This is a genomic window from Luteibacter aegosomatissinici (genome assembly GCF_023078495.1).
GTDB lineage: Bacteria > Pseudomonadota > Gammaproteobacteria > Xanthomonadales > Rhodanobacteraceae > Luteibacter > Luteibacter aegosomatissinici.
Genome location: NZ_CP095742.1, coordinates 2,764,877 through 2,791,629, shown reverse-complemented (window position 1 = coordinate 2,791,629; position 26,753 = coordinate 2,764,877). Strand labels below are relative to the sequence as shown.

Annotated in this window: 20 protein-coding genes; 12 read left to right on the top strand and 8 right to left on the bottom strand. The window is 62.6% G+C overall.

Annotated elements, in window-relative coordinates; genetic code table 11:
• Nucleotides 1-17: 17 nt before the first annotated feature.
• Nucleotides 18-4,553: a hypothetical protein gene (locus L2Y97_RS12555; protein ID WP_247426938.1), complete on the bottom strand. Its 4,536-nt coding sequence runs from the start codon at nt 4,551-4,553 to the stop codon at nt 18-20.
• A 243-nt stretch (nt 4,554-4,796) separates the two neighbouring features.
• On the opposite strand from L2Y97_RS12555, the gene L2Y97_RS12550 reads away from it, so the two are divergent.
• Nucleotides 4,797-5,267 carry a hypothetical protein gene (locus tag L2Y97_RS12550; protein ID WP_247426936.1) on the top strand — a complete coding sequence of 157 codons (471 nt, stop codon included), beginning with the start codon at nt 4,797-4,799 and terminating at the stop codon, nt 5,265-5,267.
• Between the two features lie 73 nt (nt 5,268-5,340).
• On the opposite strand, the gene L2Y97_RS12545 is transcribed toward L2Y97_RS12550, so the two are convergent.
• Nucleotides 5,341-5,961, bottom strand: coding sequence for a hypothetical protein (locus tag L2Y97_RS12545; RefSeq protein WP_247426933.1), 621 nt, complete (start codon nt 5,959-5,961; stop codon nt 5,341-5,343).
• A gap of 335 nt (nt 5,962-6,296) precedes the next feature.
• On the opposite strand from L2Y97_RS12545, the gene L2Y97_RS12540 reads away from it, so the two are divergent.
• The 3 genes from L2Y97_RS12540 (at nt 6,297) to L2Y97_RS12530 (ending at nt 10,186) form a co-directional block, all read left to right on the top strand.
• Complete coding sequence (locus tag L2Y97_RS12540; protein ID WP_247426931.1) at nt 6,297-7,208, top strand: hypothetical protein; 912 nt, start codon at nt 6,297-6,299, stop codon at nt 7,206-7,208.
• A gap of 1,009 nt (nt 7,209-8,217) precedes the next feature.
• Nucleotides 8,218-9,561, top strand: coding sequence for a hypothetical protein (locus L2Y97_RS12535; protein ID WP_247426929.1), 1,344 nt, complete (start codon nt 8,218-8,220; stop codon nt 9,559-9,561).
• An 82-nt stretch (nt 9,562-9,643) separates the two neighbouring features.
• The gene (locus L2Y97_RS12530) at nt 9,644-10,186 is read left to right on the top strand and encodes a hypothetical protein (protein ID WP_247426927.1); all 543 of its coding nucleotides are present in this window, start codon (nt 9,644-9,646) and stop codon (nt 10,184-10,186) included.
• Here the strand turns inward: L2Y97_RS12530 and L2Y97_RS12525 are convergent.
• A complete protein-coding gene (locus L2Y97_RS12525) occupies nt 10,163-10,312 on the bottom strand; it encodes a hypothetical protein (RefSeq protein ID WP_247426924.1) in 150 nt (49 codons plus the stop codon). The genes L2Y97_RS12530 and L2Y97_RS12525 overlap by 24 nt on opposite strands.
• Before the next feature lie 145 nt (nt 10,313-10,457).
• Between L2Y97_RS12525 and L2Y97_RS12520 the strand changes: the two genes are divergently transcribed.
• The 3 genes from L2Y97_RS12520 to L2Y97_RS12510 all read left to right on the top strand — a co-directional run bounded on the left by L2Y97_RS12520 (nt 10,458) and on the right by L2Y97_RS12510 (nt 13,116).
• Nucleotides 10,458-11,327, top strand: coding sequence for a hypothetical protein (locus L2Y97_RS12520; protein ID WP_247426922.1), 870 nt, complete (start codon nt 10,458-10,460; stop codon nt 11,325-11,327).
• A gap of 131 nt (nt 11,328-11,458) precedes the next feature.
• Nucleotides 11,459-12,535, top strand: a complete 1,077-nt coding sequence (locus tag L2Y97_RS12515) for a hypothetical protein (RefSeq protein ID WP_247426919.1) — start codon at nt 11,459-11,461, stop codon at nt 12,533-12,535.
• Nucleotides 12,536-12,633: 98 nt separating this feature from the next.
• Complete coding sequence (locus tag L2Y97_RS12510) at nt 12,634-13,116, top strand: hypothetical protein (RefSeq protein ID WP_247426916.1); 483 nt, start codon at nt 12,634-12,636, stop codon at nt 13,114-13,116.
• On the opposite strand, the gene L2Y97_RS12505 is transcribed toward L2Y97_RS12510, so the two are convergent.
• Complete coding sequence (locus L2Y97_RS12505) at nt 13,097-13,342, bottom strand: hypothetical protein (protein WP_247426913.1); 246 nt, start codon at nt 13,340-13,342, stop codon at nt 13,097-13,099. The two genes, L2Y97_RS12510 and L2Y97_RS12505, sit on opposite strands and share 20 nt — an antisense overlap.
• An 801-nt stretch (nt 13,343-14,143) precedes the next feature.
• Between L2Y97_RS12505 and L2Y97_RS12500 the strand changes: the two genes are divergently transcribed.
• The 4 genes from L2Y97_RS12500 to L2Y97_RS12485 all read left to right on the top strand — a co-directional run bounded on the left by L2Y97_RS12500 (nt 14,144) and on the right by L2Y97_RS12485 (nt 20,314).
• Nucleotides 14,144-14,944, top strand: a complete 801-nt coding sequence (locus L2Y97_RS12500) for a hypothetical protein (RefSeq protein WP_247426911.1) — start codon at nt 14,144-14,146, stop codon at nt 14,942-14,944.
• Between the two features lie 90 nt (nt 14,945-15,034).
• Nucleotides 15,035-16,729, top strand: coding sequence for an ApeA N-terminal domain 1-containing protein (locus tag L2Y97_RS12495; RefSeq protein ID WP_247426908.1), 1,695 nt, complete (start codon nt 15,035-15,037; stop codon nt 16,727-16,729).
• 481 nt (nt 16,730-17,210) lie between these two features.
• A complete protein-coding gene (locus L2Y97_RS12490; RefSeq protein ID WP_247426905.1) occupies nt 17,211-18,128 on the top strand; it encodes a hypothetical protein in 918 nt (305 codons plus the stop codon).
• Nucleotides 18,129-18,307: 179 nt separating this feature from the next.
• Entirely contained in the window at nt 18,308-20,314 is a 2,007-nt protein-coding gene (locus L2Y97_RS12485) for an ATP-binding protein (RefSeq protein ID WP_247426903.1), read from the top strand.
• 178 nt (nt 20,315-20,492) lie between these two features.
• Here the strand turns inward: L2Y97_RS12485 and L2Y97_RS12480 are convergent, their stop codons facing one another.
• Nucleotides 20,493-21,164 carry a hypothetical protein gene (locus L2Y97_RS12480; RefSeq protein ID WP_247426901.1) on the bottom strand — a complete coding sequence of 224 codons (672 nt, stop codon included), beginning with the start codon at nt 21,162-21,164 and terminating at the stop codon, nt 20,493-20,495.
• Nucleotides 21,165-21,696: 532 nt separating this feature from the next.
• Here L2Y97_RS12480 and L2Y97_RS12475 point away from each other — a divergent pair.
• Complete coding sequence (locus L2Y97_RS12475; protein WP_247426898.1) at nt 21,697-21,978, top strand: helix-turn-helix transcriptional regulator; 282 nt, start codon at nt 21,697-21,699, stop codon at nt 21,976-21,978.
• 84 nt (nt 21,979-22,062) lie between these two features.
• On the opposite strand, the gene L2Y97_RS12470 is transcribed toward L2Y97_RS12475, so the two are convergent.
• From L2Y97_RS12470 to L2Y97_RS12460, 3 genes are all read right to left on the bottom strand, one after another.
• Nucleotides 22,063-22,488: a hypothetical protein gene (locus tag L2Y97_RS12470; protein WP_247426895.1), complete on the bottom strand. Its 426-nt coding sequence runs from the start codon at nt 22,486-22,488 to the stop codon at nt 22,063-22,065.
• Between the two features lie 232 nt (nt 22,489-22,720).
• The gene (locus tag L2Y97_RS12465; protein WP_247426893.1) at nt 22,721-24,565 is read right to left on the bottom strand and encodes a S8 family serine peptidase; all 1,845 of its coding nucleotides are present in this window, start codon (nt 24,563-24,565) and stop codon (nt 22,721-22,723) included.
• Nucleotides 24,566-24,573: 8 nt separating this feature from the next.
• Nucleotides 24,574-26,715 carry a YadA family autotransporter adhesin gene (locus tag L2Y97_RS12460; protein ID WP_247426889.1) on the bottom strand — a complete coding sequence of 714 codons (2,142 nt, stop codon included), beginning with the start codon at nt 26,713-26,715 and terminating at the stop codon, nt 24,574-24,576.
• Between the last annotated feature and the right edge of the window lie 38 nt (nt 26,716-26,753).

Sequence of the window (26,753 nt, the reverse complement as noted above, 5' to 3'; positions counted from 1 at the left end):
ATCCGGAGGCGTTCGGCCTACCGAAGCGTTGAAGCGAGGAATACCTCGTCGGGTCGCGGCTCGCCGAAGAGGGTCTTTTCCCGCTCGTGGGCCGTTTTTCCTGCGCGCTTTCGCACTGCGCCAAGGACGCTGGTGCCGAGGCGGTGGATGTGCGCAGCATGACCGGCAAGGTCACTCGACCACAGGTCGTATCGGGCGTCCGCGCATTCTTCGAGGTGCACCAGGAACGGCCAGGCTTCCGCGTCCGTGGGCGCCGCGAGCAACGCTTCGAACCAGTGACGGGCCCATGCGTTTGCCTGAAACGCGCGCGTTGCGTGCTTCCACGCGGCGCCCGGCAATCCGCCCATCGAACTCCCTGAGGCAAGACGGACATCCACGTCCGGGGACGCATCCATGAAGCCGAGAACGGCAAACGCCCTTGCCGCCCGCGCCGGAAGGCCGGTGGCAAGCGATGTATCGACCCATGCGAGCAAGACATCCGTCCTCCCTTCGCTCTGTGCCGCGACGACCTCCCTGGCCAGCGCTGCGTCGTTTTTCGCCCCATCAAGGCGCTTGCCGCACAGGTCAGCAAATGTCGAGGTGCCGGCCGCCTGCCAGGCGACCTGAGAGGCGAGGGGGTAGGCGGCCATGTCGAAGACGAGCGACACGTAAGGCTTGACCTCCGCGTAGGCGTCAAAGAGCATGCGTGCGCGACCGGGTGAGACCTGCGCAAGATATCCCGCGAACATGAGCGCAATGTTGGCAACAGCGCGCTGGCCGGAGAGGGGCATACGGAGGAGCTGGTCGGTCCAACCTTCGAGGAGCGAGGCTGACGCGGCGAAGGCGGCATGCATGCCCTCGGGTCGCAGGGCCCGGAGCGCAAGCGCCGCATCAACCCGTGTCAGCGCCTCACAAAATGCCATGAGCGCCTCGTGCTCACGCTTTGCCTTTTCGGCATAGTCGGCGGGCGTCCAGTTGATGCGGCCGAAACCATCATCGTCTGGAATTTCGCGTTCCTCAACGTCGATGAAGTCACGCAGGACGAGCGGACCACCAAGCTGGACTTCCAGGTCGACTGTGGGCGATGGTAGGACATTGCTTTCCATCGCGTGCAGGAAGACCTGCAGGAACCCACCGACGATTGCGGCGGCTTCCGCGTTCGCGAGAGCAAAGGCGCCATAGGCCTCGGGGGTGATTCTTGGCGATACGGCCGCCGGCGATGCAAGGCCCTGTTTCACGGCCCGGACCAGCACGAGAGACCCGAAATAGGCCTCCGTATCGTTAGCGGCCGTTGCCGAAGACCAATTGCCTTCCACGAACGCGACCAGTGCATCGTCCAATCCCCGCTGCTGGAGAAACGCGAAGGCACTGACGCGGTCATTCGGTTCGTCGCTTGCCACCATTTTGAGGACCAGCTCGTCGACGGCCGGCGTGACAGGGTCGTCCGACGCCGCAAGATGCCCGAGGATGTACCGTCCGACAACCGGGTTGCCGGACGCCAGTGCCTGACGCGCCGCCTGCTCGATGCCAGGCGCCGTGGCGTCCTTGAACTGTCTCGTGTGCTGTATCCATACCGCCTGCTCAGGCGCAGGTCGAAGCAGTGCGTTGAGCTGCGCGTCGCCGTCGAGTTGGGGCAGGGCGAGCAGCAGGCAATAGCCGCCCATCACCTCTCGCTCGCGTTCGGAAAGGCTTTGAGCCTTGTCAGTCAACAATGCGCTGCGGACGTCGAGCAGCGCATCTGCACGGCCAGGTGACATGGCCAAAGAGAACGCCTCGATGGCGAAGATGCCCTGTCGCAACGCCATCCCGTCCCGCGACGGGACCTGATCAATGAATGCCTGGACCTTGGCAATGGCCGTCGTTGGTTGTATGCGGGCAACCCAGGGCAGGGCACGTTCGAAGTCGTGGTCCTCTGACGTCGTCCCGAAGTGGTTGAACAGCGTCGTTACGTCAATGGACTCAAACTGCTCGATGCGCGTGGTGATGTCATCTGGATCGAGGGATGCGGGGTCGGCCGGTTCAGGCGACTGCATGGCATTCAGCGCACGAATCTGAGCATATTCGGGGTCATTTGCGCGCATCTTATCGAGAAGATGCATGGCGATGCGGCCGTCCTGCGAGTCGCCAGTGAAGCGGTACATCTGCACCACGGCGGCCGTGCCTGTGTCGCTGTGGCCAAGTGTCAGCATGTCATTGCACCACCCGCGCACGGCATCACGCGTCGTTGGCCAGTCGACCGCATTGTGGTTTCCCAGCCAGGAAAAGGCGCTGTTTGGAGAGCGGGAGGACTGGGCAAGCCGGCGGCTGAGTGCCCATCTCGCCAGGGCCGGGACAAATGATTCAAGCGCGCGGCCGGCGAGCAACTCAAGCGAGAGGCCGGCAAGGGCATCGACATCTCCCTCGCATTTCTGCATGCCGACAAGCAGCTCCTTCTCGTGCTCGGTCAGCTTCTCGAGACGGCCCCGGTATCGCTGCACCCGGCGTTCGTGGGACTGTTCGTCCTGGGATGAGCTCCCACTCTCAACATGGACAGGCGCGAGCGCGTGGAACGACAGCCACCGGGTGATTGCGGCGGCGACCATCGTCCAGGCCGGGGAGCTCGACGGGATGGCAGAGAGGGCGCTCTGGACCCACTCACCGTTCTCCGGCAGCTGCCCGGGCGCTAGCCAGATGGTCTCGGCAGCGAGGACCACCGCGTCGGGGCACTCCCTCGCAAACGCCTGGAAACCCGGCGCATGGACGGGGTCGACGTTCTGGAGACCGACAAAGGCGGTGATGATGCCGGCGACGATGTTAAGGCGTGAATTGCCGCGCGAGAGGTTGGCAGCCCACGCGGCCGCGATCAGGACATCTGCCGTATCGTCCATGGTGGATATCGGTTCGACCAGTGCAGCAATCGCTGCTGTGGGCGAGATGCCGCCATGAATTGCCTCACGCACGTGGTCGACGACCGCAAGCCCGAGCGCAAGGGTAAGACCTTCCGGCGAGAGGGTGTAGCGCGTCGGGTCGTCAGCGAGAGGCGCGAAAAAACGGCCCTCGGCGGTTGCCGTCACATCGTCGAGGATCCCCGCCCGTCGCCTCTCGATGGGCGTTGTCGCGGCCAGCAAGGTTTTAGCAAGGCCCGTCAGCCGCCGCATGAAAGCCGGTGCGTTCTCGTCCTCGGCATAGTCGCGGCGGGCCCGCCGGAGATATTCAAACAGCAGCTGCGCCTTGGTCAACTCGTCCATCGACTGCAAGGCGTTTGCGTCCAACAACTCAAGCGCGATGGAGAGCATCCTCGGGTTTCGAAGCGAGGCTGCGACGGAGGGCTTGAGTGAGTCTGCGGCGAGCCCGGCGGCGGTCAGGATCTCGTTGCGCTCGGCTTCCGTCCAAACCGGCACAGCGCACGTGCTGACCTCGGTGAAGCGGGGACGGACCACATCCTCGAAGACGCCTTGCCTTGATGAAACAACAAGGCGCGCGTTTCGCTCCCGCAGCTCACGAAAAAGCCTGCGGGTGATGCGGCCCCAGTCCGCTTCGTGCTGGTTGATGCCGTCAACCACAACGACCAGTGGGAGCGAGCGGTAAGGCTTGGTGTCGACCCAGCGCCTGACCATGCGCCCCCAGTTGTCCGGGGTCATGCCGTTTCCGTGTCGAAGGGTCTGGCGAGCAAGGGTGGTTGCAAGCAGTTGGACGAGGTCAAACCCATCCCCGACGGCGGCCAAATCCCTGGACTGGATGACCAGCAGCATGGGGCGCTCATCGGGCGGCAGTTCAAGCCATGCGTCAAGCGGCAGCCACGACTTGCCAGCCCCCTCCTCACCTATCAGGAACAGGGCATCCGTGGGCGCAGGTCCTTGCATGTGCGCCTGGACGGTGTCGACCAAGGCAGTTCGGACGATACGGCGGGGGATGGATTCGTCGAGCGGGGCGAGTGGCTGTCGCAAATGGTCGATCGCAGCCTCCCTGTCCGACAGCGTCTGGACGAACCATTCGGCATTTGCCCTGCGCGCGGCGGCAAAGCCCAGGTTGACGACGTCCAGCCCAGAGAGAAGCTCCTGGCGCTCAGCCAGGTATCCCGGTTGGGCGCGGAGGCCGGCCAGTGCGGTACGCATCCCGTCTATGTCAGCCTGGCTCACGCCGGCCTTTGCCAGAAACGCGTCGAGCGTTGCGGGCAGGATGAAGGAGAGAAGCAGCGCGAGAAGCGGGTTGGCGCCTGTGTCATCCCAGTCGAACACCTGGGTCTGCAGTCCGAAGAGGTCGGCGTGCTGTCGGACAGAACGGACAATCCGCTCATCAACCGGGCAGGTGGCGCAAAGCACCCACAACTCGACGTCGTTCCGTGTCTGGAGGTCGAGGAGCTTGACCTTGACGGTGGAGCTCTCCACCTTCGAGTCGTAGCGCTTGCACTCGAACCCGATGCCGTCAGCGGGCCCGGCGCCGGCGCCGTCGGTGCCCTGCTGCGAGCCGCTCTTGGTGAGCCGAAAATGCAGGTTCGTCGCCGCGTTCAAGGCGAGCGCCGCAAGTCCCTCGAATCCGTCGCTTCCCGTCGGCTCCATTGCGACCAGAACATCTCGCATCGCGTCCAGGGTCATTGCCGTGTCCTCCTTGAGTGAGATTGCAAGGCTACCCGATATGGTCGGCGGCCTAAAGGCGGGCCTCTCACACCTGCTCCCCTGCGGTCGATGCCGACATTCGGACCCTCAAAGACCCTTGGCTCTACCGACTTGAGTCCTGAATGATGCAAGAAATGAAGCGATATCCTTTTCCCCTTATAGACAGCGTTTTTTGCATGCGCCAGAATTCCGCCACGGTTTCCTGCGGGGCGCGAACGTCCAATGAGCAACGACAGCGACGTACACAAGGAAGCGGCATTTCCTGGCGGAGAACTCCTCGCTGGCACGGCGCCACGTGACGTCGTTGCCGCAGTCTCGGCCTATACGGACGACAAGGTTCCATTCCTGGTGGTCATCCTGCGGTCGGGTGACCCGTGGCTTGTACCGGACACGGCAGCCGGACGGGAAAGTCTGGCCAATTCGGGCATCGACATCTCACCCCTGCACAGTGCTCGGCAGGGGTCGCTCTCGCGTCCATGGTCTGCCGACATCTCGCATTGGGCGCAGATGGCCGTTGCCTTGCGGGATGCTGATGCCATCGGATGGCTTCTTGTGGTCATGAAGACAGGAACCGTCTGCGTGATGCTGGACAATCCGGGCAGGCGGCTCGAGCTTCTGGCACTGGGCGTGCCCATGGTGACGGCCTCGGCCTCCCGCGAAGGAATCACCCGGGTGCTGTTACCCAACGGTTGACGCTTTCGCGAAACGGCCAGCGAGCTTCAGCGGGCCCCGTATATTGGTCAGCTGCTGCGACGACGGCGGGAGCTCAGCTCCCTGCAGCGATGGGCGTGCAGGGTTGGGCGTGTTGGGCGGGACCTGCCGCCGGAATCTCACTCCACGTCTCGGCGTTGAGCGCCCAGATTGCCATCCCGGCAAGGAAAAGCCCCATCAGGGCTGGCCGCCTGCGCTTTTCGAAGAATCGGGCGTAGTCGGGGTTGGCAAGGAGGCGTGCGAGGATGACCATGCACGCCTGGCCGGTGGCCGACACGGCCAGCGCCGGAAATACCATGCATCCGAGACGCCAACTCTGGATGAACGCAGGAAGCAGGATGCCAATGAAAATGCCTGACGCGGCGGCAAGGAGGTCGAAGGCGAGCCCTGCCATCAGGGACGCGATGCCAACCATGGGCGGAATTGGTTTCCATGCCCTGCTCAAAAAAGCGATGCCAAGCACGATAAATGTGCCAAAGCAAAAGAGCTTTATCATCGTCGTTGAAAGCTGACCGGTGACTGCCGACAGCAGAACATGCGTCCAGTGGGGGCTGCTCAACGACGCCGCGAGGCCTCCTGCAAGACTGAGGGCTGCAGTTGTCCCGGCGATGGGCGCAGCCCGTCGTATGGCGTCAATGTCAGTCAAGCGGGCAAATCGGGGTGTCGACAGGTCCATCGATGAGTTCCTTGATTGGATGTCAGCGTCTTCTGTGCTTCTGCGTTTGTCGCTGTGGTCCAGAATACTGATGGGCTGGTAACAGGGCCAGCCAGCATGAGGACAAAACGGCGCAACGCGCGAATCGTCGTAGTCCTCGGTTCCTTTGCAGAAGCGAGCCGCAGCGGGGTGAGCCGCAGCAGCTCAGCAACCGGAGCACCCGGACAATGCTTTGATCCGCACGGCGGGATACCATGCGACTCATGCCTGGCGCTGCTGGGTGAGGCGGGGCGGACCGCTGAGACGGCTCGCCTATTGAGGTGACCTTGGGAGAGGGGCGCACATTGGACATCGCAGTGACCCTTGGCAAGAGGGTTGAACGCATCATGTTCCTCGGTGTTCTGGTCACCATCGCGTGTTTGACGCTGATGGTGGTCTGCCTCGGGCTCTCGGCTGGCAACGATCGGGGTGTTGCGCGCGCATACGCGATCTATGCCGGGAAGATTGAAGCCGAGCTGCCGAACTTCGAGCAGGCGTGGAACGAGGCCAGCACGGAGAAAGTCCCCTTCATGTCGACATACGACTGGGCCACGTACGAGTTGTCCTACGACAAACTTGTCACCCGGTATTATTTGACCGCTGAGCGCTTCGTTGATGTCGGCGACGAACTCTCGGCGTTCAACAAGGGCATTGACAAAAGGTCTCCGAAGGCGCTGGTTTCAGACCTGCGCGCGCGGTCGAAGGCGCTACTGGAGAAGCCAGCCTCGGTCTATGGTATCTCCATCCCCAGCCAGATTGGCGTGGACGTTGGTGCAACCCATGTCACGTCGTCGCTCGAGTCGATGGCCCTCATCGCGCGCATCGTCCTTGCTCCGGTCCTGATCCTTTGGTTGGGAAACTACCTTGGCACACGCCAGCGCGAGGTGCTCGTCATCGGTGCATCGCAGTCGGTGCTCCAGATTCATCCCCATCTTCTCAACTGCTTTGCGGTCGTCAAAGACAGGGTTGTGCGGAAGGCCGAACGCCTCGACCGGACAATGGGGCTCTTTTTGACGGCAGTCGCGCGCGTCATCATTGCGGCCATTTTGTTTCTGCCGGGTTGCCTCGCCTATGCTGTCGCCGTCTTCTCGTTTGGTGGAAACGAGCCTTTTTTCTTCGCGCCGCTGGTTATCCTTGCCATCCAATGCCTCGGCGTGTTCATCCTTGAGTTGTCGCCGCCCATTGTCACCAAGGTCTACCACCGCCGCGTTTACGGGACCAGCTCCTGAGACTCGGCCTGCATTTCGTCGCGACGCCCGTCCTTGCCGGTCGTATCATCCTTTGCAGCCCATCTCGCCGTAAGCGCGCATCAGTGCAGCATTGGCCTCATTGCCAGGGTGGTCGCGTTTCATCTTGATGGTGTTACAGCTGAGTGTGGTACCGACGGCATTGACCGTGTCGCGCATGCTTGTGGGGGCAGTAAGGACGATGCCCTTTGCACGCGAGCCCGCGTCGAACCCGGGGACGGCAGGGGCACGGTGGGCCGACTCGCCAAGGGCCTGCCGGAGTGCTGGGTCGCCGCCGGCGTAGGACGTCGGACTCCCGGCTGGCTGCACCACCTCGAGGGTGGGGGCTGGGGCCGGTGCCGGCACGGGTGGTTTAAACGCGGCGAGCGGCGTGTCCGATGGTGCGAGGCGGGAGGCGGATGACGGTCGGACCTTGCGGGGAAGAGCGGTCACCGGTGGCGCCGGGACTGCAATCACGGCGGCAACGGGGTGTTGCGGCGGCGGTACGGACCGGGGACGGAGCATGACCTCAAGGGCGGCGTCGGGTGCCGGTACAGACACCGCCAACTCTGGTTCCGGTTGTTCTGACAGGGCAAGAAGGCCAGCCGCGAGGTCGATGTGCAGCGAGAAGACAAGGCCGAGAACCGCGCCATTCCGGAGGATGGACCAGGGGTTTGTCGAGGGTGGGCGTTGGGGAGGCATCGCGGTTTCGGGCGTGTTTTATGGGCCGTGGCGCGGCGGGGTTTGCGCGTGGCGGGCTACGAAAATATGATGCTGTAGATACTGAAGTGACAACTATTTTGCGTCAATCTGCCAATGGTCACGGCCACCACGGTCGGAGGCCTAGGCGTCCTGTCTTACGTCTGAGAACCTCGTCATTCGCCCGGCAGCGGGCCGAGTGTGGTGGCGTACTTGAGCAGGAACTGGGGAGTGTCGCGGCCGAACGCACGCCTAAAGTCTGTGTCATGCGCGCCGTTATTCGTCTTGCCAACCAGGAGAAGGAAACAGGGACATGCAGCATCTGTCTGCTTATTTGATGGAATTGCCGGATTTGCCGGATGCCGAAGCCCGCGCGCTTTACGACCGGATCAACGCCGAAATCGACGACTGGCTGTCGAGGAAGGGTGTGGCGGACCCGTCGGCCAGCGAGACGACCTTCGTGTCGAAGACAGGTGGCCAGACGGGTAGGGTGTGGCAAGCCCCCTTTTCCAACGAGGTTGGTGACCTCCGAGAGGTCATTCTCGAAGAGCCAACGACGGACGACCACATCTTCCGTACGGCCCTCCGGGTGATCAGGACGTCCCTTCGCGTGGTCGTCTACCTCACTCTTGCGGCCCGTAACGTCCACAGCATCATTCGTCCGGGTTTTGTCGTCCCGCGCTGTCCGCAAATAATCCACGCCATCCGCGCGCTGCGCTCCGATTGGCATCTCGGTGACACCAAGCTGGGGCCGGTCGAGGTCACTCGTTTGACCGAGGACGCCGACGGCATCGCACTGGCTTCGAACATCCTGTCGACACGACGAACCATGCCCATCGTCGCCGTGTCTGTCTTTGACGGGGACGAACCGTGGGATGGCCTTTCAGGCCGCATCGCCCGTGACCTGTCGGCCCTCGCAACGGTCGTTACCCTGACCGAGGACGCGAGCTGGAGCCTGACCGACGAAATCGGAAAGCGGATGTCTTGCTATGGCGGCGCCGTACGACTTTACTGGCCGCCGCTGAGAAGTGGCTCTGATGCGAGGGTGTCCGGGCGTGTGTGGACGCCGGAACGGCTCGACAACATGGACTGGGACGGGGATGGTCAGGAGCGGCTGCGAAACCAGCTGCGGTATACCGTCATGAGTGCTGCGGCCCTTGGCGTTGAGCCCCCCTTCGAGATTCGCGAAATCCGCACGTATCGCGCCCGCATGCGCGTTCGAAAACTCGAGGCGCAGGGACAGACGGCCGAAGAGGCGCTTGAACTTGTCCATGAGTTTGACAAGGAAAACGACGCCCTGCGGGAAGAGAACAAGGCGCTCCAGCAAGTCATTGCCCAGATGAAAGGGGGCTACCAGCCGCCCGAGGATGCGCGCGTCGGCGAGCGCCAGGACGAGGATGAAGAGTCACCCGACGATATTGGCCGGGAAGGGCCGCCTGAATCGGGGGAGATTCGCTTCTACAAGAAGCGCTACTCAAAGCCGGGCTACGACGTCTTGATTCGGCGCGGCGATTGCGGCCATGACAACTGGGAGAACTCGCATACCGCCGACAAGGCGCGGAAGGGCCTCAAGCGCCTTGAAGGCCGTGATGACTGGCAGATGCTCAACCACTGTGCGAGTTGCACCGGTGGTGGCGTGTGGCGGGTGAGGTGGTGACGTCTGTGCACAACAGCCTCTCACATCGAAACGGGGGGCCGTGGGCTCGCGTGGACGGGTTGGATCTCGTCAAGGAATGAGCATGAACACGAGTTTCAATGACGCAAAGAGTGGCCCTGCGTCACGGACGGAGGTGCAGCGCGATCGACCCTTCATCAACGCGGTGAGGGCGATCGGTGCCATCGACCCCGACGGGAATGCCTTCATTGTCGTCATCTTCGCAAATGGCAGCTTCCTGCTGTGCCCGGACTCTGAGAAGGTGCGCAATGCGCTTGCAGAGGAAGGTGTGGCCGTCGAACCGTTGTCGCAGCTCAAACGCCGGGCGTTCGCGGACAGTTGGGATCCGGCTCTTGGACCGCTTGCACGGAGCGCGATCATCGCGCGCGACGACGACGGCCACGCGCTTATCCTCGTCCTCATGACCGACGGCAAGGTTCTCCTGTTGCCCGACACGCCCGAAAACCGCAGCGCCTTGCAGGCCTCCGGGGTGTCGTTGATTGTGCCGAGCGTGACGCCTGAGGGGGGGGCGTCGCCGAACCCGCAGAGGGTCTTCCGAATCCGCGCCGGCCCAAGCCGCGCGTCTGAACCCCGGGCGCCAAAGCTAGTTGATCATGTCCTGATATAGCTTCTGGATTTCCAGGAGCTCCTGGATGCTGCCGAACTGCTCCCTGGCCAGCAGATCGGCGATGGTCCGGTTGAGTTCGGCAAGAAGGCGGTGGCGGATGGTTCGGGTGATGTCAATGTTGGTCATGGAAAGCGCTCATGGATGGAATTGACTCCAGCCTGGCTTGATCCTTCGTATTGTCAAGTCAATGAGCCCGACGATTCGGACGGCAGTTTGTCGCAGTAAAGAGAGCCCCTGGTCCTTGGGCGGGGACCGAACTAGAGGAAAATGGATGACACACCGAGAGGAAGAGGCGTTTGTGCTCCAGACTGACCTGGAGGCATTACGCGGACGGCTTGATGAAGTCGCGGATGAGCTCGAACGCGCGCTTGCTGCGACCTTTACATCCGAAGAGCTCGCGGAGCTCAAATCATCGGTGCCGGCAACGCCCGAAGGCGTACGTGATTTCATCAAGGCCCAGCGCCGGAAAGTTGATGAGTCGCTCGAGAGGTTTGCAACGTGGCGAGGCCGGCTGCCGCCCATTGCAAGGGAACAGCTGACATCCATGGCGAGGGAGGGGTGGTTTCTCGACGCCCGAATGCCGCACGCACTCCGCTGGAGATTCCAGGAGCGCATGGGTGCGGGTGACGTGGATGGCGCGACAGCCCTGATGCGGGATTATTTCGCTGAGAGAGCCAGCGGGATGCTGGAAGAGCTGTCGCGTGCCTATCCCCGCCGGGCCGCGCTCTTGCACTCGGCATTTGCCGCAGTCGAAAGAGGTGACCACGGTCTCGCCATTCCCGTCCTCTTCGCACAGGTTGATGGTGTGTGCTTTGATGCATCGACCGGCGCAGCCTTTTTCGTCAAGGCCGGGCGAAACGCACTGGGCAATCATCTGCGCCGAAAAGGCGCCGCTCCCTTTTCAGCGTTGGCCGCCATCTACATCGAGGCGTTCACGGCAGACCTGCCGGTGCACCAAAACGAAAATCAGCGGCCCGCTGGATTCCACGGCCTGAACCGGCACCAGGTTGTCCATGGGGAAGTGGTTGACTATGGCTCATTGGAGAACAGTCTTCGAGCCATGTCTCTCCTCTATTACGTTGCCTGGTGCACCGGAGGCCTTGGTTTGGCGTGGTCGCCAGCGGGCGGTGAACAATCGTGATAGCCGTGTCGGTTCGTGGTCCGCACCGAACGCATTGACCAGGACGGGTCGAAGCGTTCCCTTCTCCTTTTAACTTGACAAGACGAATGCAAAAGAATCAAACAGCGCTCGCGGAGCGTGGATCGAGGAAGATGGCCGTGCTCTCGGTCGCCGTAGAGGCTATCTGGGAGACCGCGAAGGTCTGGGGCATGCTAGGGTCCATCGCCATCGCCATTGCGGCCGGCTACTGGTACGAGTTCCGGACGCAGTACGCCATCCCCGTCCCGGTCGGGTCGAGCCTGGCGTGGGGAAGCTTGCCCGTGCTTTTCTGCCTGATTCTCTTTGCGACGTTGGTGCTCACTGTCTACGTGCTCGCCCCATCGATGGCGATGTGGATGAAGGTGGACGTCGAAGGCAGAAGGCTCATCGACGGAACCAGGTCACTGAAGGCAAAGGAATTCATAAACCCCTTTCGGACGGAAAATCTCTCTCGGGCGTGGCTTGCGTCCCAAATTCTTGTTCTGGGCCTCATGGCGCTTTGCAATTGGCTGATGAGCGGCACGGATTGGGCATCGGGCATCATTCTCCTGGGTACAGGCGTCATCGCCTGCGCTTCAAGTGTCAGCGCGCTGCGATTGGTACAGCGACGCGCGGGCATTGTTGGAAAAGCCAGGGTTTACTCGAATACGCTCATATCGTACTCAACCGTGCTTCAGTGCTTTGTCGCTGTCGGCCTTGGTCGAGCCATTTTCGGCATTGCAAAGGATATGGATGGTGTTTCCGCCGTTGAGTGCTGGATGATATGGGTGGTGCTGTGCGTGGCTGGTATTGGGGCGCAATACGCGTTCAGTCATGCCTTGCGCCGTCGGTTGGTCATGGAGGCCATCCGCCTCCTGCCATTTCTCGTCCTGGGACTGGCAGCGCTTCCCCTGTTCGTCCCGCCACTTGCGGCGAAACTAGCCACACCTGCGTACCGGAGTACGGCGGGACGCGGAGAGAAATGTGTCCGCCTTGTCGCGTCAGAGAAAGCGAACAAGGCCGACTGGGACATGATTGCAACGGTTTCGCCGGTGAACGTCAGCGACAACCTGGATCTTGTCGTCCAGATGGATGGCTACCACGTCAAGCGCCACCTCAATGAGGACACGGTGACCATCCCCCCTGAGCAGGTGCGCCGGATCACGACATGCACCCGGATGAGTGGAAAGGACGACAGCGGTTCGGGATGACGCACTGTGTGTTGGCGTGGGGAGCGAGGGCCGCTTGCGTCGGCACGAGCGGGACCGGGCGGTTCAGGGAATGACATGCAGATGATGAGGAGCTGCAAATGATTGTCGTACCACCGAGACACGCGTTTCCCGGAATTGTCATGGAGGTTCAGTCGCATCCTGCGCCCTATAAAGGAGACGTTCGCGAGACCTTCCTGCAATTTGTAGCCTCTCACGCAGGCCTGTTTTCCACGGTCTTCGCATTTACAGTCATGGTCGCCTGCGTTTCCTTCGCACGGCGATGGCGAAGTGATTTCTCTCAATGGCTCAATGGTCTGGTGCTCGTTGGAGTCGGAATTGTAGGCAGCATCTTTGTCTACATCGGCGGAGACGTCCGTATCCAGGAGCAGCTCGAAGGGGCGAAAAACGTCTATCTAATCGTCGCTGGCGTGGGCGCCAACTTGATTGCGGGGATTCCCGCCAGACCCGGCGAGGGACCACCGGGCCAGCCGACGGGGCTCACCTTCTTCTCGGTGCTTGGGGTTGGCTTCCTTATCACCGCTGTGGTCGTTCTGGCGGCGCTCATCGCGGGCGCCGGGTGAAAGGCCACTGATGATGCGCTTTGCGCCGGCGCCAGCGCGCGGACATTGAACTCACAAGCCAGTTCAGGCCAAAAAACAGGATGGAGGCTGTGACAAGACCGATGTAAAAGACGATGGCGCAACCAAGCAGGACAAGCGTGGTCTCACTCATGACGGGTGTCCCCTGCGAACGACATGCCGTGCAGCCGCCCTGCACTTCGACATTCACCGGCGAAACGTTGGCCATGCCTGATGCGCTCCACGTACCGCGCTCGGCACACGCACAGCCACCGGTCCATCCCGTCGCTTGCTCGTTTGACGGGTGTAAGGCGGGTGGCCCACAAGACGCGAGGCAGTACGGTCGCGCCGTTGCGGACGGCTACATGGCATTCTTGGGAAAGGGTGGGACGGCACGGCGTCATGGGGAGCTCCGGGGGAAATCTCCAGCCTGGCGCCAGATGGCCGGGCGTCAAGGTGTCCGGGCTGGGCAATCGGTCGCACCAGCACCTATGCAGGGGCACCGGACGGCATTTTGTTGCGCCATTCCACCTTTGCCGTCGCCGTTTTCTGATGAGGCGCCTGCGTTGCCCACCATCGAACGCGGCTGGAGGGATTCGGAGCGGAGAGTCTCAGGACCTGAGACAGAGATGGGGACACTGTGGGTACGAAGGGGAGGGGCCATGTCCTATCAAACGCGGATGTTCGTAGCGCTCTGCATCCCCGCGCTGATTGCAGGCGGGGTGTCAATGATGGCTGCCGTGGCGGTGGGTGGCATATCTGACCTGCCGGTCGCTGCGGGTGATGATGCGTGGTTGCATGGCTCCGGTGACCTTGTTGCGCTGGGCGGGCTCGTTGCCGCGTCAGTCTCGTACGCAGCAGCCCTCTGGCGTTACCGTCGTTGGGAAAAGGGGCTAAGTCCAGTGTGCTTCGTGTGCACGTGTCTTCTGGGCCGTGAACGCGAAGGAAGACTTGGGCCATACCGGAAATGCCTTGGCTGCGGCAAGAATCACGCGCTGTCGCGCGTCTGAAGAGGGGGGCGTGAAGCACCATGGAAGAAAGCACGGAGGTCATCCGCATCCTGTCAGAGGCGGTCATCTATCGGCCCCTGAAGAACCCGAGTCCGACCGAGCGGGTCATCCAGCGGTGGGAGCGGCGTTGGCGGAGGACGTTTGGTCTGGCATGGCCAATCGGATTTTTGCTCGCCGTCGCGCTTGGTCCCCTGCATGGCGCGCCCATGTTCTGGGCGGGCTGGCCGCCGCTCGCGGTATGGGCCTTGATTCTGTTCCCCACGCTGGCTTACGTCCTCGTTGACCCCCTCGTGTCCTACGTGCGCCGCGCACACCGCGCCTCGGACGAGGCGCACCATCAGCTTGCACGGTGGGCGGTGCGCGAGCCGCAAATCGCAGCACTCGCGGCCCATGGCGCAGGCGTTCTTGAGGACATGGAGGACCAGTACCGGGCACGTCTGGCCACGGGCCTCGCGCGTCTGTCGGTTCTGGTGGGTGACAAGGCCGCCATCGTCACCACGGCGCTCGGCGTGATGGGCATCTACAAGGTCGTGACCGACTCGCACTGGCTCAATCCCGGCTCGCCTGCAGTCGGCGCCCTGCTGGCCATCGGAGTCGCCATGGCATTCTTGCCGGCGCTGATGCGCACCTTGTCGGAGCGGCTCGACTATCAGTGTGGATTGCTCGCGGCAGCCCGTCGACGACAGGCGCGTCAGGCGCCTGTTTTGGACGCAATTGCGACGAAAGCTCCGCATGAACCTTCATTGCAAGCGGAGACGGCGGGTGAGGGTGACGCAATGCTCGCACCGCCGGAGGCGATGCTCGTCAAAACGCCGGCCTGAAATGCTTCGGGTGTGCGCCAGACGGTTCGCGTTCGACGTCACCGGTTCCGCACGCTCACCCTACAGCCACCTCCCATCAAAAGGCGCGACATGTCCATCGCCAACACCTTCTCCGTACCGGCCGAGTTCGACGTCGACGTTTACGGCGACTCTGGCGCGTTGCTTGGGAATGCGAGACTCAGGGTTGGCGGGCCAAGTGGTACTTCGTTGACGTTCCGGCGGACGGCCGCGTTCCATGAGCTCGATGATGGTACGCCCTTTGACAGGCTGCTGGCCAAGACGGTTGAAGGACAGGTATTTACGCTGTTCCACTGCCAGTACCACTCGTACCGGGTGTATATCGCTCAGGTCATCGGAGGCGAGACGACGGATGCGTTCACCGAGGTCAGCGTCCGGTTTACCCGGTTGACCGAGTGGTTCCTGTCGGGGCAGCGGATTCGGGGTGAACCCGGAGAAGCGCTTGCCTGGGAAGGTCGTCCCGACGACGTCAATGTTGAGGTCAACACCCCCTACGGCATGCTGGAGGTCCGGATCACGGTCGAGACGTCGCTGCGGCCCTCAGGGGACGATACCGTCGTCACCGACCAGGTCTGGGTATCTGTGGGAGCAGCGACGCCGTTTCGCATTGCCGACGCGCGGGAGCGCTGCCGGGAGCTGTCGATCTTCCTGACCATTCTCCTCGGCCAGCCTGTCGACATCCTGGAGATGACCGTGGGCAGCGGAATCGCCAGGCACCACGCCTGGGTTCAGTATTTTAAGCCGGAAACGGAAGATGGAGACGGGAGGGGGTGGTCGCGTTTCCTGATGAGGAGGGCCTTTGTCGACGGGCGGTGGAAGGTGCTGCTGGAAAACTACTACCAGTCGGCCTTTCGCATGATTTCCTGGACGCGGGTCGCGGGGATGCTTCGGTACGACGGGTTCTGGGAGTTCCGGTTCTTCGGCTATGTGAGCGTCCTCGATGGTGTGGTCAAGCTGAAGGCCGGCGACGTCGCCACGGAGGTCATCGGTCCATCGAAAGCCGCTATCCACGCCCTGCGGGGAGTACTCGCCACGATGACTGAACCATTGAGCCCTGTACAGGCGGAGGAGGTCATTTCACGCGTGCGGCAGGCATTCACCCGGGAGAGCGTGTCATTCGGCGGGTGTTACCGGCGGGCCGTGGATGCCACAGACCAGGGGGTTGTCGACGCCATCAACATCACGCATGGGGAATTCAAGGTCATCAAGGAGACTCGCGACGCCATCGCACATGGCGACAACATGGCGCTCTCGGAAAAAGCCTTTGACGATATCCCGAGGCTCACCAACAAGGTGGCGCTCTTGCTGAGTTACTGGGCCATGCAGGACTTTGGGATTACTGCAGGAGAGTTTCTCGACTGTCTTCACCAGACCCACAATCCGTTGGCAATGGGCGCCTGCGTCGACCGGGTGGCTCTCGACCGTGCGCGCGATCACGCCGAGTTCCATGTCTTTACCGATTCAGCCTTCGATGCGCTACCAGCATCAAGGGGACTGCTTCTGCACGTGTGTTTCACGCAACGGCCCGGCGAAGGCATCGAATACTCGGATGCATACAGCGCAATCGTCAAAACCTTGATGAAGCAGGGCAAGCTTGCGCCAGCGGACCTGGCGGAGGCGATTGGCTTTTCGCCAGACCGCGTCAAAATGTCGGGGCCTGCATACATCGAGTGCGGAAAACGGGTCGTTGAACTCGTCTGGGTATACATCGTCGCGATTGACGACATGTCACCTCCGCCATTGGAACAAGACGCTGATGCACCCTGACAGGAAACGTCACGACTGCTGTGGCGAGCGAGGCGCCAGGTGTGGCGACAGTCGCTAACGCGCAGGTTGATGATCGGTCGATGTTGGATTGCGCGTGGTCCACCCGGATGGCCGACCAGCCGCCAGTCCTCCCCTGGCGGCTCCCCCGAACGAGCTTGGCCCCAAGGTTGCGGGCATCGGCTCGGGGCCTGGTGACACCAGGTTTGGTCGGGCGAGATCGGAATGACCTGCATGTTTGGTTCGAAAATCGGACAACGATGCTGCGAAAAGGGGCCATTCTTCGCGTCGTGAGAAACGGATAGTGAAGGCAGTCCACGCCGGTCGCCCTCGATATGACTTCAGAAAGTGAAGCGACTGCCGTTACCAGGATGTAGCGCCAGGTCGACAGGCCGTCTTGTCGTTTGCAGCATCACAACGTTTTGGCAATCGGTGCGGCCGCCCTTGCCACCAAAGGACAACATTGGACACTGCACGTGACAAAGTGACCCGCGAGCTGGTCGAGGCCGAAGAACTCTGGACGATGGAATCGGTCAATCCGGAAGGGTACGTCTGCCCAGGGTGCGAACTTCAGCTTTTTCCGGCCTCCTACGATCGTAAGGTCAATCTCAAGCGTCCCTACTTCCGGGTCGGGCCGGAGAAGAAACACGCCAGGGATTGCAGGGTGGGCGGTGAGGAGAAGATCACGGCCCGGGCGAGGACCCAGCGTATCGGCACGCCTCAGGGATTCCCCGTGCCGTTTCCAAGCAGCCTCGTCGTCACGGACGACCGGCCGGTCACCGGAGAGGTCGGTGTTGGACTCGGGCCAGTTCGCGGGGGCGCGGCTGGCGGGCGCACGGACAGGGCAGGGTCGTCTGGGCTCTACCATGGTCACACCGTCAAGACGATTCGCCCCATCTGCCGGGCGTTCCTCAACATGCCTTTTGATCGCGACGCGATGCCGCTTCGGGTGCCCGGCGTGCAAGGGAGCACGTATGCGGAGGTGTTTCGCCATGCCAAGAGCACGCTGGGCAAGACCGGCGAGGTGTCTGCGCTGTTTTATGCACCGCTCCGGTGGATGGCCGAACCGGTTGAAAGTGATGAGGCGTGCGAGGTCATGCTGAATGCCGGCGAGTGGGACGACGCGGCGCGCGAGTTCAAATCACCGTTCCGGGTGCGGCTCCACTGGGCTGGCTGGAGTCGGCGTGAGCAGCAGGCGTTTTTGGCCGAATGCGGGGCTGCGTATGACGAAGCCAAGGAGCAGGCAGGCAAGAAAGGCGATATCAAGGGATGGCTCTTCTTTGTCGGGCGGCTGGATGCGACTGACCGGAGCCTCTTCCACGTCGACCGCTACCGGTTTGTGTGTGCGCTCGCCGATGCGATGGTGACGCCATATCGCGCAGGTGCCGGTGCCCGCCGCTAACCCCGGGGTTGGCGGTCGTGCTGGTAAGAGGCGGGTTCACAGGATGTCAGGCGCAGCAGCGACCGATGATATCGGCAAGATGAGCTGCGCGGTTCCAGGAGGCGTGCTGTCCGGCCGAGGGACGAGAAGCTATATTGACACGCGGGTATATCGGCACCGTACGACAAGGAGTGGTTACTGTGAGCAACGTCAACATCAAGCGTGCCGTCGAGAACATCAAGACCGGCACGACTGTCTACACGCCGGTGGTCGAGCTTGTCGTCAATGCCATTCAGGCTGTGGAGGCAGGGAAGCCCAGCGAGGGCTATGTGCGAATCATCGTCAAGCGTGCGCCCCAGGTGGAGGTCGAATTTGATGGAGCGATTCCTGCGGTCGACTCCATCATGGTCGAGGACAATGGCATCGGTTTTGATGAAGTCAACAGGAACGCGTTCGATACCCTCTACACCGACAACAAGATAAGCATCGGCGGCAAGGGCTTCGGTCGGTTCACCTGCCTCAAGTATTTCGACAGTGTCACCATTGACAGCACCTATCGCAGCAATGGCACATTTGCTCGACGTCGATTCGAGATGGGAAAGGAAACCGAGATAATCGTCAATGAATCAGTATCCGTTGCCGTTCGCAATGAGACCGGGACAGTGGTTTCACTCTCGTCCGTGCGTCAGGCAGGTCGCTTAAACAAGAAGCTTCCGACCATCGCAAAAGGAATCGTCGAAAAGCTCCTTCCTTATTTCATCGATGAGAACTACGTCTGCCCAACGGTAACCCTGGCGGAGGCGGACGGCAGTGACAAAATCGTCCTCAATAATTACCTCAATGAGAAGAACTCGGTAATCACTGAGGTTTCGCTTGGTACGCGCTCGTTCGCAATCGATGTCAACGGTCACAAGCACGACTTTGATGTTCGCATCTTCAAATTTTTCTCGCCAAGAAATACCAAGAGCAAGATAAGCCTGGTGGCGCACAATCGCGAGGTCACCGAAACGCCGACGCAGAACTATGTTCCTGAATTCTCCGAAGAGTTCTACGAGAAGCGGTCGGATGGGAGCGCAGATGAGGGACGGAATTATGTCATTCGGACATATGTATTCAGCAAATGCCTCAACGACCATGTGTCGCTCGAGCGTGGTGGATTCGAGTTCCATAAGGAAAATGACGCCCTCTTCGGTATCTCGCAAAATCAGATAGAAAGGGAGGCTGCAGAGCTGACACGTCTTGCCATCGAATCTGAGGTCGCCTCCCGCCAGAAGAGAAAGGAAGCGCAGGTGGCGACCTACGTTGACCGGGATGCGCCGTGGCACAAGGCCCTTCTCCCGAGAGTCGACCTGACGGAGTTTCCCTACAACCCGTCCAATGAACAAATTGAGGCTCGGCTGCAGGAGGAGAAATTCCGGGAGGAGGCGAAAATTCGGCGCGACGTCAAGCGCATCCTGACCGACGGAAGCTCTGGTGATTTCGGAACGACGGTGTCCGAGGTGGTCGGGCGAATTTCCGAGACCAGCAAGAACGACCTCGTCCACTACGTTGCCTTGCGCAAAAATGTCCTGGACCTCTTCCAGAAGAGCCTCGAGCTGATGGCCAGCGGCGACTACGGGGACGAGGGCGTTGTTCATCGCATAATCCATCCGACGAGAGCGGACAGCGAAAGCGTCGGATATTGGGACCACAATCTGTGGCTCCTCGACGAGCGCTTGACGTTCACGCGGTATCTTGCGTCCGACCTTCCTTTGAACAAAGGGAAGTCTGACCGCCCTGACATCATCGCGTTCAATGAGCGAGTGGCGTTCCGGGCAGACAACGAGGCAAGTAACCCCGTCATCGTTTTTGAGTTCAAGAGGCCGCAGAGGGATGACTTCGTCAACCCGTCCTCCAAGGAAGACCCCGTAGAGCAAATCATCCGCTATGTGAACAAGATTCACGATGGAAAATATCAAACGCCCACTGGCCGGAATATCCACGTGGCCGAGCACACACCGTTTTACGGTTACGTCATCTGTGACCTTACGGAGAAGGTCAAGCGCTGGCTGAAAAGGGAGAAGAACTTCAAGCCGATGCCGGACGGCCTCGGTTGGTTCAACTGGTACGAGAACATCAATCTCTATGTTGAGGTGTTGAGCTGGGAGAAGGTTCTCAAGGATGCGGACATGAGAAACAAGGTTTTCTTCCACAAGCTTGGGATATGACGATGGAGCGAGCGAGGGAATGATGCGCGTTTTGGCATCACGAAAACGACATCGATGCAGCCAGGGCGAAGAAGGCGCCTTGGCGGAGCCGGGTGCGCCGAATCGATTCCCTCGCGCCACGTCCCTGACGGGTACGCTTGCAGCAGTTGCCCTGTCGCGCCCTGGCCAGTGGGCGTTATCAGCCCGGATGACGGTTGACGAGACCGATGAGGCCGGCTTGTCGCATCGCATCGAGCCGCTCAAATTGGTGGTCGGTCAGCGTCCATGCCGGTGCATAGTCACCAACGACAGCCTTGACCTCACGGCAGCCATCGGACATCAACGGGTCAACGACTCGCTCCAGGTTGGGTTCACCTCCGACTGCCCCATAGACCCGGCCATCCTCCTCGATGACGAGGTAGGCAATGGTCGGCCCGCTTTGGACATCGATGAGCTCAACGGCAGGTGGGTCTGTGACAAGCCTCTGGTCACGGCACTCACGGACGAGGCTTGCGACCTCGGCCTTCCAGGCCCGTTTGAAGGCAACTTCATCGGGTGTGACGAACGGATGGAGCCGGAGCCAGGCCTTGATGTCCCGGGCAAAGCGGGGGGAGACGTCGGCGGAGACAAGCGCTCTGACCTGTTGTTGCGCGTCGGCCGGTGAGAGGTGCTTGCCGTGGGCAGCTGGCCACTGGCTGACGATCACCCTTGCGAATTTGGTTCCCCTGACCGTGCGGACGCTCACGGTGACGAGCACCTGGCCAAAGGGGACGTCATGGCCTGGACGGTCGCCGGCTTGCTCGATGCGAACGCAGCGGCGTGTGCGATCGAGTGCAAAGCCAATGGAGACGCCCGGGAGCTCGTCGTTCATCAGCCGTCGTCGGCGGAGTGTGTGGATGAGCAGTGCGGTGACCAGACTGACCCCCAGGATGGGGATGGCGACCTTCGCGCAGCTTCCGATGCTGGCGTTCGGAAGGCAGGTCCCCAGCTCCTGCGCAGCACTCCTGCCGATGGATGCGACGCGAGTACCCACAACCGACACACCCGCTGCCTTCACCCTTGGAGGGAGCCTGGATGCCAGGTGGCCGCAGGATTCCCTCAGAGCGGGACAGGCGGCGGTAATCACGGCCAGCGAAACGGCCGTCCACACGAGTTCGTGGGGCATGGGGTCTCAGTTGTGAACAGGAGGGGGCTCGCCCGGGAGGGCCGGGGCGCTATGGGTTGCGGACCAGGTGCCTCGTTCGGCGCGGGTTGGCGGCGGCATGCGGCGTTCCTGATGAATAACGCCGGGAGGGGCGAACCCGCGCGCCCGGCGGCCTGTTGAGGGCCAGGCGCGAACAGAGTATCTAGTAATCAGGTAAAAATCCTGAATTAAACGTAACTGTTCATCAGATATAGGTTCCATGCCGACCATCCGGGTACGGCTGATGAAACGAACCTCTGTGCACAGCGAACGGCACGCCATCCTCACTGCGTATTTGAGGGAGCTGCGCGTGGTCCGGGGTTTGACGCAGGGCGAGGTGGCCGAGGCCCTCGACAGGCCCCAGACCTATGTGTCGGACATCGAGAAGAACCGGCGTGGCGTCGACCTCCTGCAGGTCCTGGATTTTTGCGATGCCTTCGATATCAGGTTCGAGGCCTTTTCCCGGGAGCTGATGAAGCGGATCCGGGCAAAGAAGGCGTAGGGCCCGCAGGCTGCTCATCAGGGGATCTGGCTCCTGCTTGGGCCGGGCAACCCTGCGACACGAAAATCTGGGGTGCTTTGGCGATCAGCCTGTCAACGTCGCATCCGTGATGTCGGTCCATGGGATGGTCGTGTCTGAGGGTAGAGCGCCGCCCAGCGCCAGCACGCTGGCTTTGACCTTCACCGGCGTATGCGCGGTCGCCTCAAACTCCGGCGCGCCAAAAAAGCCGCACGGGTGGCAGACAAACCAGAGCGACGTCGCGGCGGCAGCATCAACAGCCGGAAGCGAAAATCCCGCATCCCTGACAAGGGGCGACTGGGGATTACCGTCACCAAGCACCTCGATGGGCAAGACGACCCGAGAAGCCGCCGTATGCGCTATGCCCGGCCCACGGATCGCGCTTGCGGAAACCCCGGCAAATACGGCTGGGGGCGGCGCGGCCAGGGCGCCATCGAGCGGTAGGGCAAGGAGCAGAGTAAGGACCAGAACGGTCCGGGGAAACAGAGGCATGAGTGGGTCCAGGCGACGGGCCCACGCGAACGTGCGCGGGCGGCGGCCCAACCTAGGCGGGAGGGGACCATCCCGCTTGCACAATTGTCACCGCACGCTGCGCTTCATGCGTCCGGCAACATGCAATGGCGGGAACTGTGACCTGCGGCGCATTGCCGGTGCACCACGGGTCGGGGCGATCGCACGCTTGGTTCATGATGAAGGCATCGCCTGCTCGACTTTGCGCGTCTTGCTAGGGCTGAGCGAACGAACCAAGCACCGTGAAGCCTGTGCTCTGTGCTTCACCCACAACGCGAATGAACCAACGTCCAGGTGCAGGAATGCTCGCTGCGACGACCTCGGCATTGCCCGGGTGGCGGGGCACGAGCGTGGCATCTGACCCGTCCAAGGCCGGCAATTGGCCAACTCGCGCATACACCGTGACATCCCCCGACCCACCGGTGGTGCGCACCGTGAGGGAACGTGCGCCATTCGGGACATCAATGGCATACGCGGACGAGCCACCCTGCGGCAGTGCCTCATTGGTTACCGGTAGGTTTCGCGCAAGCACGGTGAGCGGGGGTGGGAGCGGCACGCCGGCAGCTGCATGGACCGCTGCAGTCGCATCAATGATGCCCGCACCCACGGCTGGGTTTTGTGTCGTCGGAAAACGTCGCGACGTGCTGACGAGGAGCGATTTCAGTTGCGCCGGGGTCTGCGTTGGCAGGTGGGCCGCGCGGGCAGCTGCGACCATGAGCGCAAGAGTCCCTGCCACATGCGGTGTGGCTTGGGAGGTTCCGGCCATGCCGCCGTAGGCGTAGCCCTCGGCAGATTCGATCGGCTCGTGGGTGCCTGTGTTGACGGTCGACCACACGAACCCCGCGTCGACCAGGTCCCCGGTTGCGGCGTCCCCCGCATACACGCCAGCACCGGGCGCCGCGATAGTCACCGCGCTTCCCCAGTTGGAATAAAACGCGCGCCCGCCGCCGACGCCGACGGCGCCGACCGTAATGACACCAGGACAGCTCGCCGGCGAGTACCCCGCCGCGTTCGCTGCACTGTTGCCGGCAGCCACCACCACGGTCGCGCCGCGCGCGAGCGCATCCTGGATGGCGATGGCTTCCGGTGTGTCGGGCAAGCACATGCCCTCGCCACCGAGGCTCATGCTGATGATCTCGGCAGGGTGCAGGTTGTCGGGTACCCCGTCGACGTCGCCGCCTGACGCCCATTCGATGGCATCTGCGATGTCGGATTCGTACCCGCCGCAGTGGCCGAGTGCACGGACGGGCAACACCCGCGCTCCAGGCGCCACACCCGCCATCCCCGTGGCGTTGTTGGTCAGCTCAGCGATGGTGCCGGCCACATGGGTGCCGTGCCACGAACTGTCCTCGGCCGCATCGGGCGTGGTGCAGCCATCGGGTGTGTTGTAGGGCGGCCCACTGGTCCAGTCGCCGGTATCCCACCCGCCGGGGGCTCGCTCATCGGTCGTGCGCCCCGAGATGAAGCCGCTGGAAATGAAGTCGTACCCGGCATCTCCCAGCGTCAAATCAAGGTCCGGATGGTGGGTGAGTCCCGTGTCGATAACGGCAACGCTGACTCCGTTTCCCGTGCCCACCTGCCAGGCGTCGACGGCATCGATGCCGCCGAGGTTGGCCACCGGCTTGGTGTCACGCCCGATTGTCTCCATGGCGCCATTGCCGGCCCGCAGGTGCCACTGGTAGCGGGCAAAGTACGGATCATCCGGCGGCGTGGCGGCCGTGGCCCTCTGCCACACATGGTCAGGCTGCACGCTGGCAACCATGGGGTCGGCCGCGATGGACGAGATGAGCGCGGCGAGGTCTTGGCTGGATACCGTGTGGTTGATGGCCACGAGGTGCGCGCCCGTCGCAAGGGTACGCACCGGGTCGATGGACCAGGGCGTCCCGGTCCGTTGCCGTGCGCCTGCTGCGTGCGAGACGACCGTGGCGGCGGTGGTTGCACTACTGGCCACGCCCGGCTTCATGCGGACGATGAGTCGCGTTTGGAACGCGGGTGAGGCAAGGGCGCTCTGGCAGGCAAGGAGCGCTGCCATGAGCGGCAGGAGACGGAAGGGGGGCATGGGAATCCTCACAGGTCAACACCGAAGCCGACACCGGCCGAGTTTTGAGAACCGCTGAACGCGCCGCCGATGCTCACGTGAGCGCGCTCGCCGAGGCTCCGGGCGTAGCCTACCGACAACGCCTGCTGGCCACCCTGTGTGCCCATGCCCACGGCCACGCGTCCGCCAGGGGTGGTCGCACCGGCTGCATTGATGGCCATCTGCGTCGAGGCCTGGCCCATTGCACCGGAGCGTTTCATGTCCCTGTCGAGTGACTGGAAGCGATGGTTGGTGTCGTCGCGGAAGCTGTCGAACTCACTCCGGGTCACGCCGACGGTGCTGATGCGCGTGTCGGTGTAGGCATTGGCGCGGGAAAGAGTCGCCGCATCGCCCTGGTCGGCGTACGACCGCGCCGTGGTCAGCGCTTCATCCATCTGGCTGACATTGGCCGCATCCGTTCCATGCACGCCAGCGGCGACGTTGGTCACTCGTCGCTCGGCGCCCGCTGAGCCGACGGAGACCGTGCTCGCCTCTGTGGTCACGGACCCCGCGCCAATGGCCACGCTGTTGGTGGCCGGTGCCGAGGCGTTGTTGCCGACCGCAACCGACGTGCCGTCGCTTGCGCTGCTGCCGGCACCCACGGCAAGCCCCGGACCGTTGCCCGATGGCACGGATGGCGAGGTGGGCGGCGTGTTCGACAGGTCCGTCAGGTTGCGGTCGACCGCGCCAAACGCATCCTGGAGGGTGTCGTAGACGGTCCCCTGGATGAGATAGCTCGCGCCCGGCCCACCAATGGCAGACAGCGCCCGGTTGAGCTGGCCGAGATTGACCGCGTCAAAGTCATCCGCGCCATCGGCGACGTTGGTCAACTGGCGGCGAACCACGCTCGAACCGTCCGACCCGTCGCTGCCGAAAGACACCGTCCCTTCGCGGTAGTTGCGAGAGCCCGAGCCGAGTGCGACACCGTCTGTGACATCCACTTGGGTATACGCCCCGATCGCAATGGTGCCTTTCGCACCGAGGTTGGCTGAGGCAAACGTGCCAATGGCAATGGAGTCGTCCCCTGAGGCCTGAGCCTGAGCTCCAAGGGCTGTCGACGAGACGCCCGAAGCAATTGCACCTCCGCCGAACGCCGAGGCACGTGCAGCCAGGGCGCTTGTTACCTGATAAGACCCAAAGGCGATATCGAGCGCGCCGCCGACCGCTGTGGTCTCCGGCGCAACGGCATGGGAAAACATGCCGATCGATACGCTCCGGTCACCCGTGGCGGTCGACAGGCGACCGAGGGCAATGCTGTCGACCGCAGGCGCATAGGCCGTGTAGCCCGAGGCGATGGAGAAGGCACCGTCGGCAAACGAGCCGGCACCGAATGCGATGGAAAAGTCGCCTGCCGCCTCGCTGCCGGACCCGATGGCAGTGGCCGCCAGCCCTGCGGCGTTGGGGGCGAGAAGAGGAGAGCCCGGTGCAAACTCAAGGAGCGCGCCTGTCGCATCCCGCCCTGCGCCGCCGATGGCCACGCTGCTCGCGCCCGTTGCCTGCGCCCCGGTACCAATGGCGGTGGCATTGACGCTTCCCGCATTGGATCCGAACCCTGTGGCGATGGAGAAATCACCGCTTGCGTCGGCGCCTGCGCCGAGGGCGGTGGCGCCCTGACCCGAGGCGGAGGTCAGCCGGGCTACGGCAACGCCGTAATCATCCGTGCCTTCCGCATAACCGCCGACAGCAAGGGCTGACGTACCGGTTGCCGAGCTGCCATAGCCCATGGCCGATGCGTAATCGGCGGTGGCCAGTGCGCTGTCGCCGACAGCCGCAGAATGCAGTCCGTCGGCCAGTGAAAAGCTCCCGAGCGACAGTGCGCCCGTCCCGTAGGCCTGGGAGAAATACCCCAGTGCCGTGCTCGCGTCTCCCGTCGCGACCGAAGACGCACCACCGGCCACGGCGCCTGCACCGCTGGCCAGTGCATCGTCGGTCCCGTCGCCTGCACCGTCTCCCTGAAAATAGTTCCCGGTGACTGCATTGGCCGACAGGGTGCGCTGCGCTTGCGGCGAGGGCGCGGTACCATCGCGGTTTGCGGCGTTCGACGTGCCGGGCAGGGCAACGGCGACGCAAAGCGCAAGGAACAGTGGTGCGTGTCCGGCACGGGGGTGCCGGAAGGAAGGTGGGCAGGACATTCGGTTTCCCCGTTGGTTCTGGTTTCGCCTGCAGGGCA

Coding starts and splice junctions, on each gene's coding strand:
- L2Y97_RS12505 (WP_247426913.1), bottom strand. CDS start 13,342: ATGGCCAACGTTTCGCCGGTGAATGTCGAAGTGCAGGGCGGCTGCACG.
- L2Y97_RS12495 (WP_247426908.1), top strand. CDS start 15,035: ATGTCCATCGCCAACACCTTCTCCGTACCGGCCGAGTTCGACGTCGAC.
- L2Y97_RS12460 (WP_247426889.1), bottom strand. CDS start 26,715: ATGTCCTGCCCACCTTCCTTCCGGCACCCCCGTGCCGGACACGCACCA.
- L2Y97_RS12465 (WP_247426893.1), bottom strand. CDS start 24,565: ATGCCCCCCTTCCGTCTCCTGCCGCTCATGGCAGCGCTCCTTGCCTGC.
- L2Y97_RS12515 (WP_247426919.1), top strand. CDS start 11,459: ATGGCCGTGCTCTCGGTCGCCGTAGAGGCTATCTGGGAGACCGCGAAG.
- L2Y97_RS12550 (WP_247426936.1), top strand. CDS start 4,797: ATGAGCAACGACAGCGACGTACACAAGGAAGCGGCATTTCCTGGCGGA.
- L2Y97_RS12475 (WP_247426898.1), top strand. CDS start 21,697: ATGCCGACCATCCGGGTACGGCTGATGAAACGAACCTCTGTGCACAGC.
- L2Y97_RS12500 (WP_247426911.1), top strand. CDS start 14,144: ATGGAAGAAAGCACGGAGGTCATCCGCATCCTGTCAGAGGCGGTCATC.
- L2Y97_RS12510 (WP_247426916.1), top strand. CDS start 12,634: ATGATTGTCGTACCACCGAGACACGCGTTTCCCGGAATTGTCATGGAG.
- L2Y97_RS12545 (WP_247426933.1), bottom strand. CDS start 5,961: ATGGACCTGTCGACACCCCGATTTGCCCGCTTGACTGACATTGACGCC.
- L2Y97_RS12470 (WP_247426895.1), bottom strand. CDS start 22,488: ATGCCTCTGTTTCCCCGGACCGTTCTGGTCCTTACTCTGCTCCTTGCC.
- L2Y97_RS12535 (WP_247426929.1), top strand. CDS start 8,218: ATGCAGCATCTGTCTGCTTATTTGATGGAATTGCCGGATTTGCCGGAT.
- L2Y97_RS12525 (WP_247426924.1), bottom strand. CDS start 10,312: ATGACCAACATTGACATCACCCGAACCATCCGCCACCGCCTTCTTGCC.
- L2Y97_RS12555 (WP_247426938.1), bottom strand. CDS start 4,553: ATGACCCTGGACGCGATGCGAGATGTTCTGGTCGCAATGGAGCCGACG.
- L2Y97_RS12520 (WP_247426922.1), top strand. CDS start 10,458: ATGACACACCGAGAGGAAGAGGCGTTTGTGCTCCAGACTGACCTGGAG.
- L2Y97_RS12480 (WP_247426901.1), bottom strand. CDS start 21,164: ATGAACGACGAGCTCCCGGGCGTCTCCATTGGCTTTGCACTCGATCGC.
- L2Y97_RS12530 (WP_247426927.1), top strand. CDS start 9,644: ATGAACACGAGTTTCAATGACGCAAAGAGTGGCCCTGCGTCACGGACG.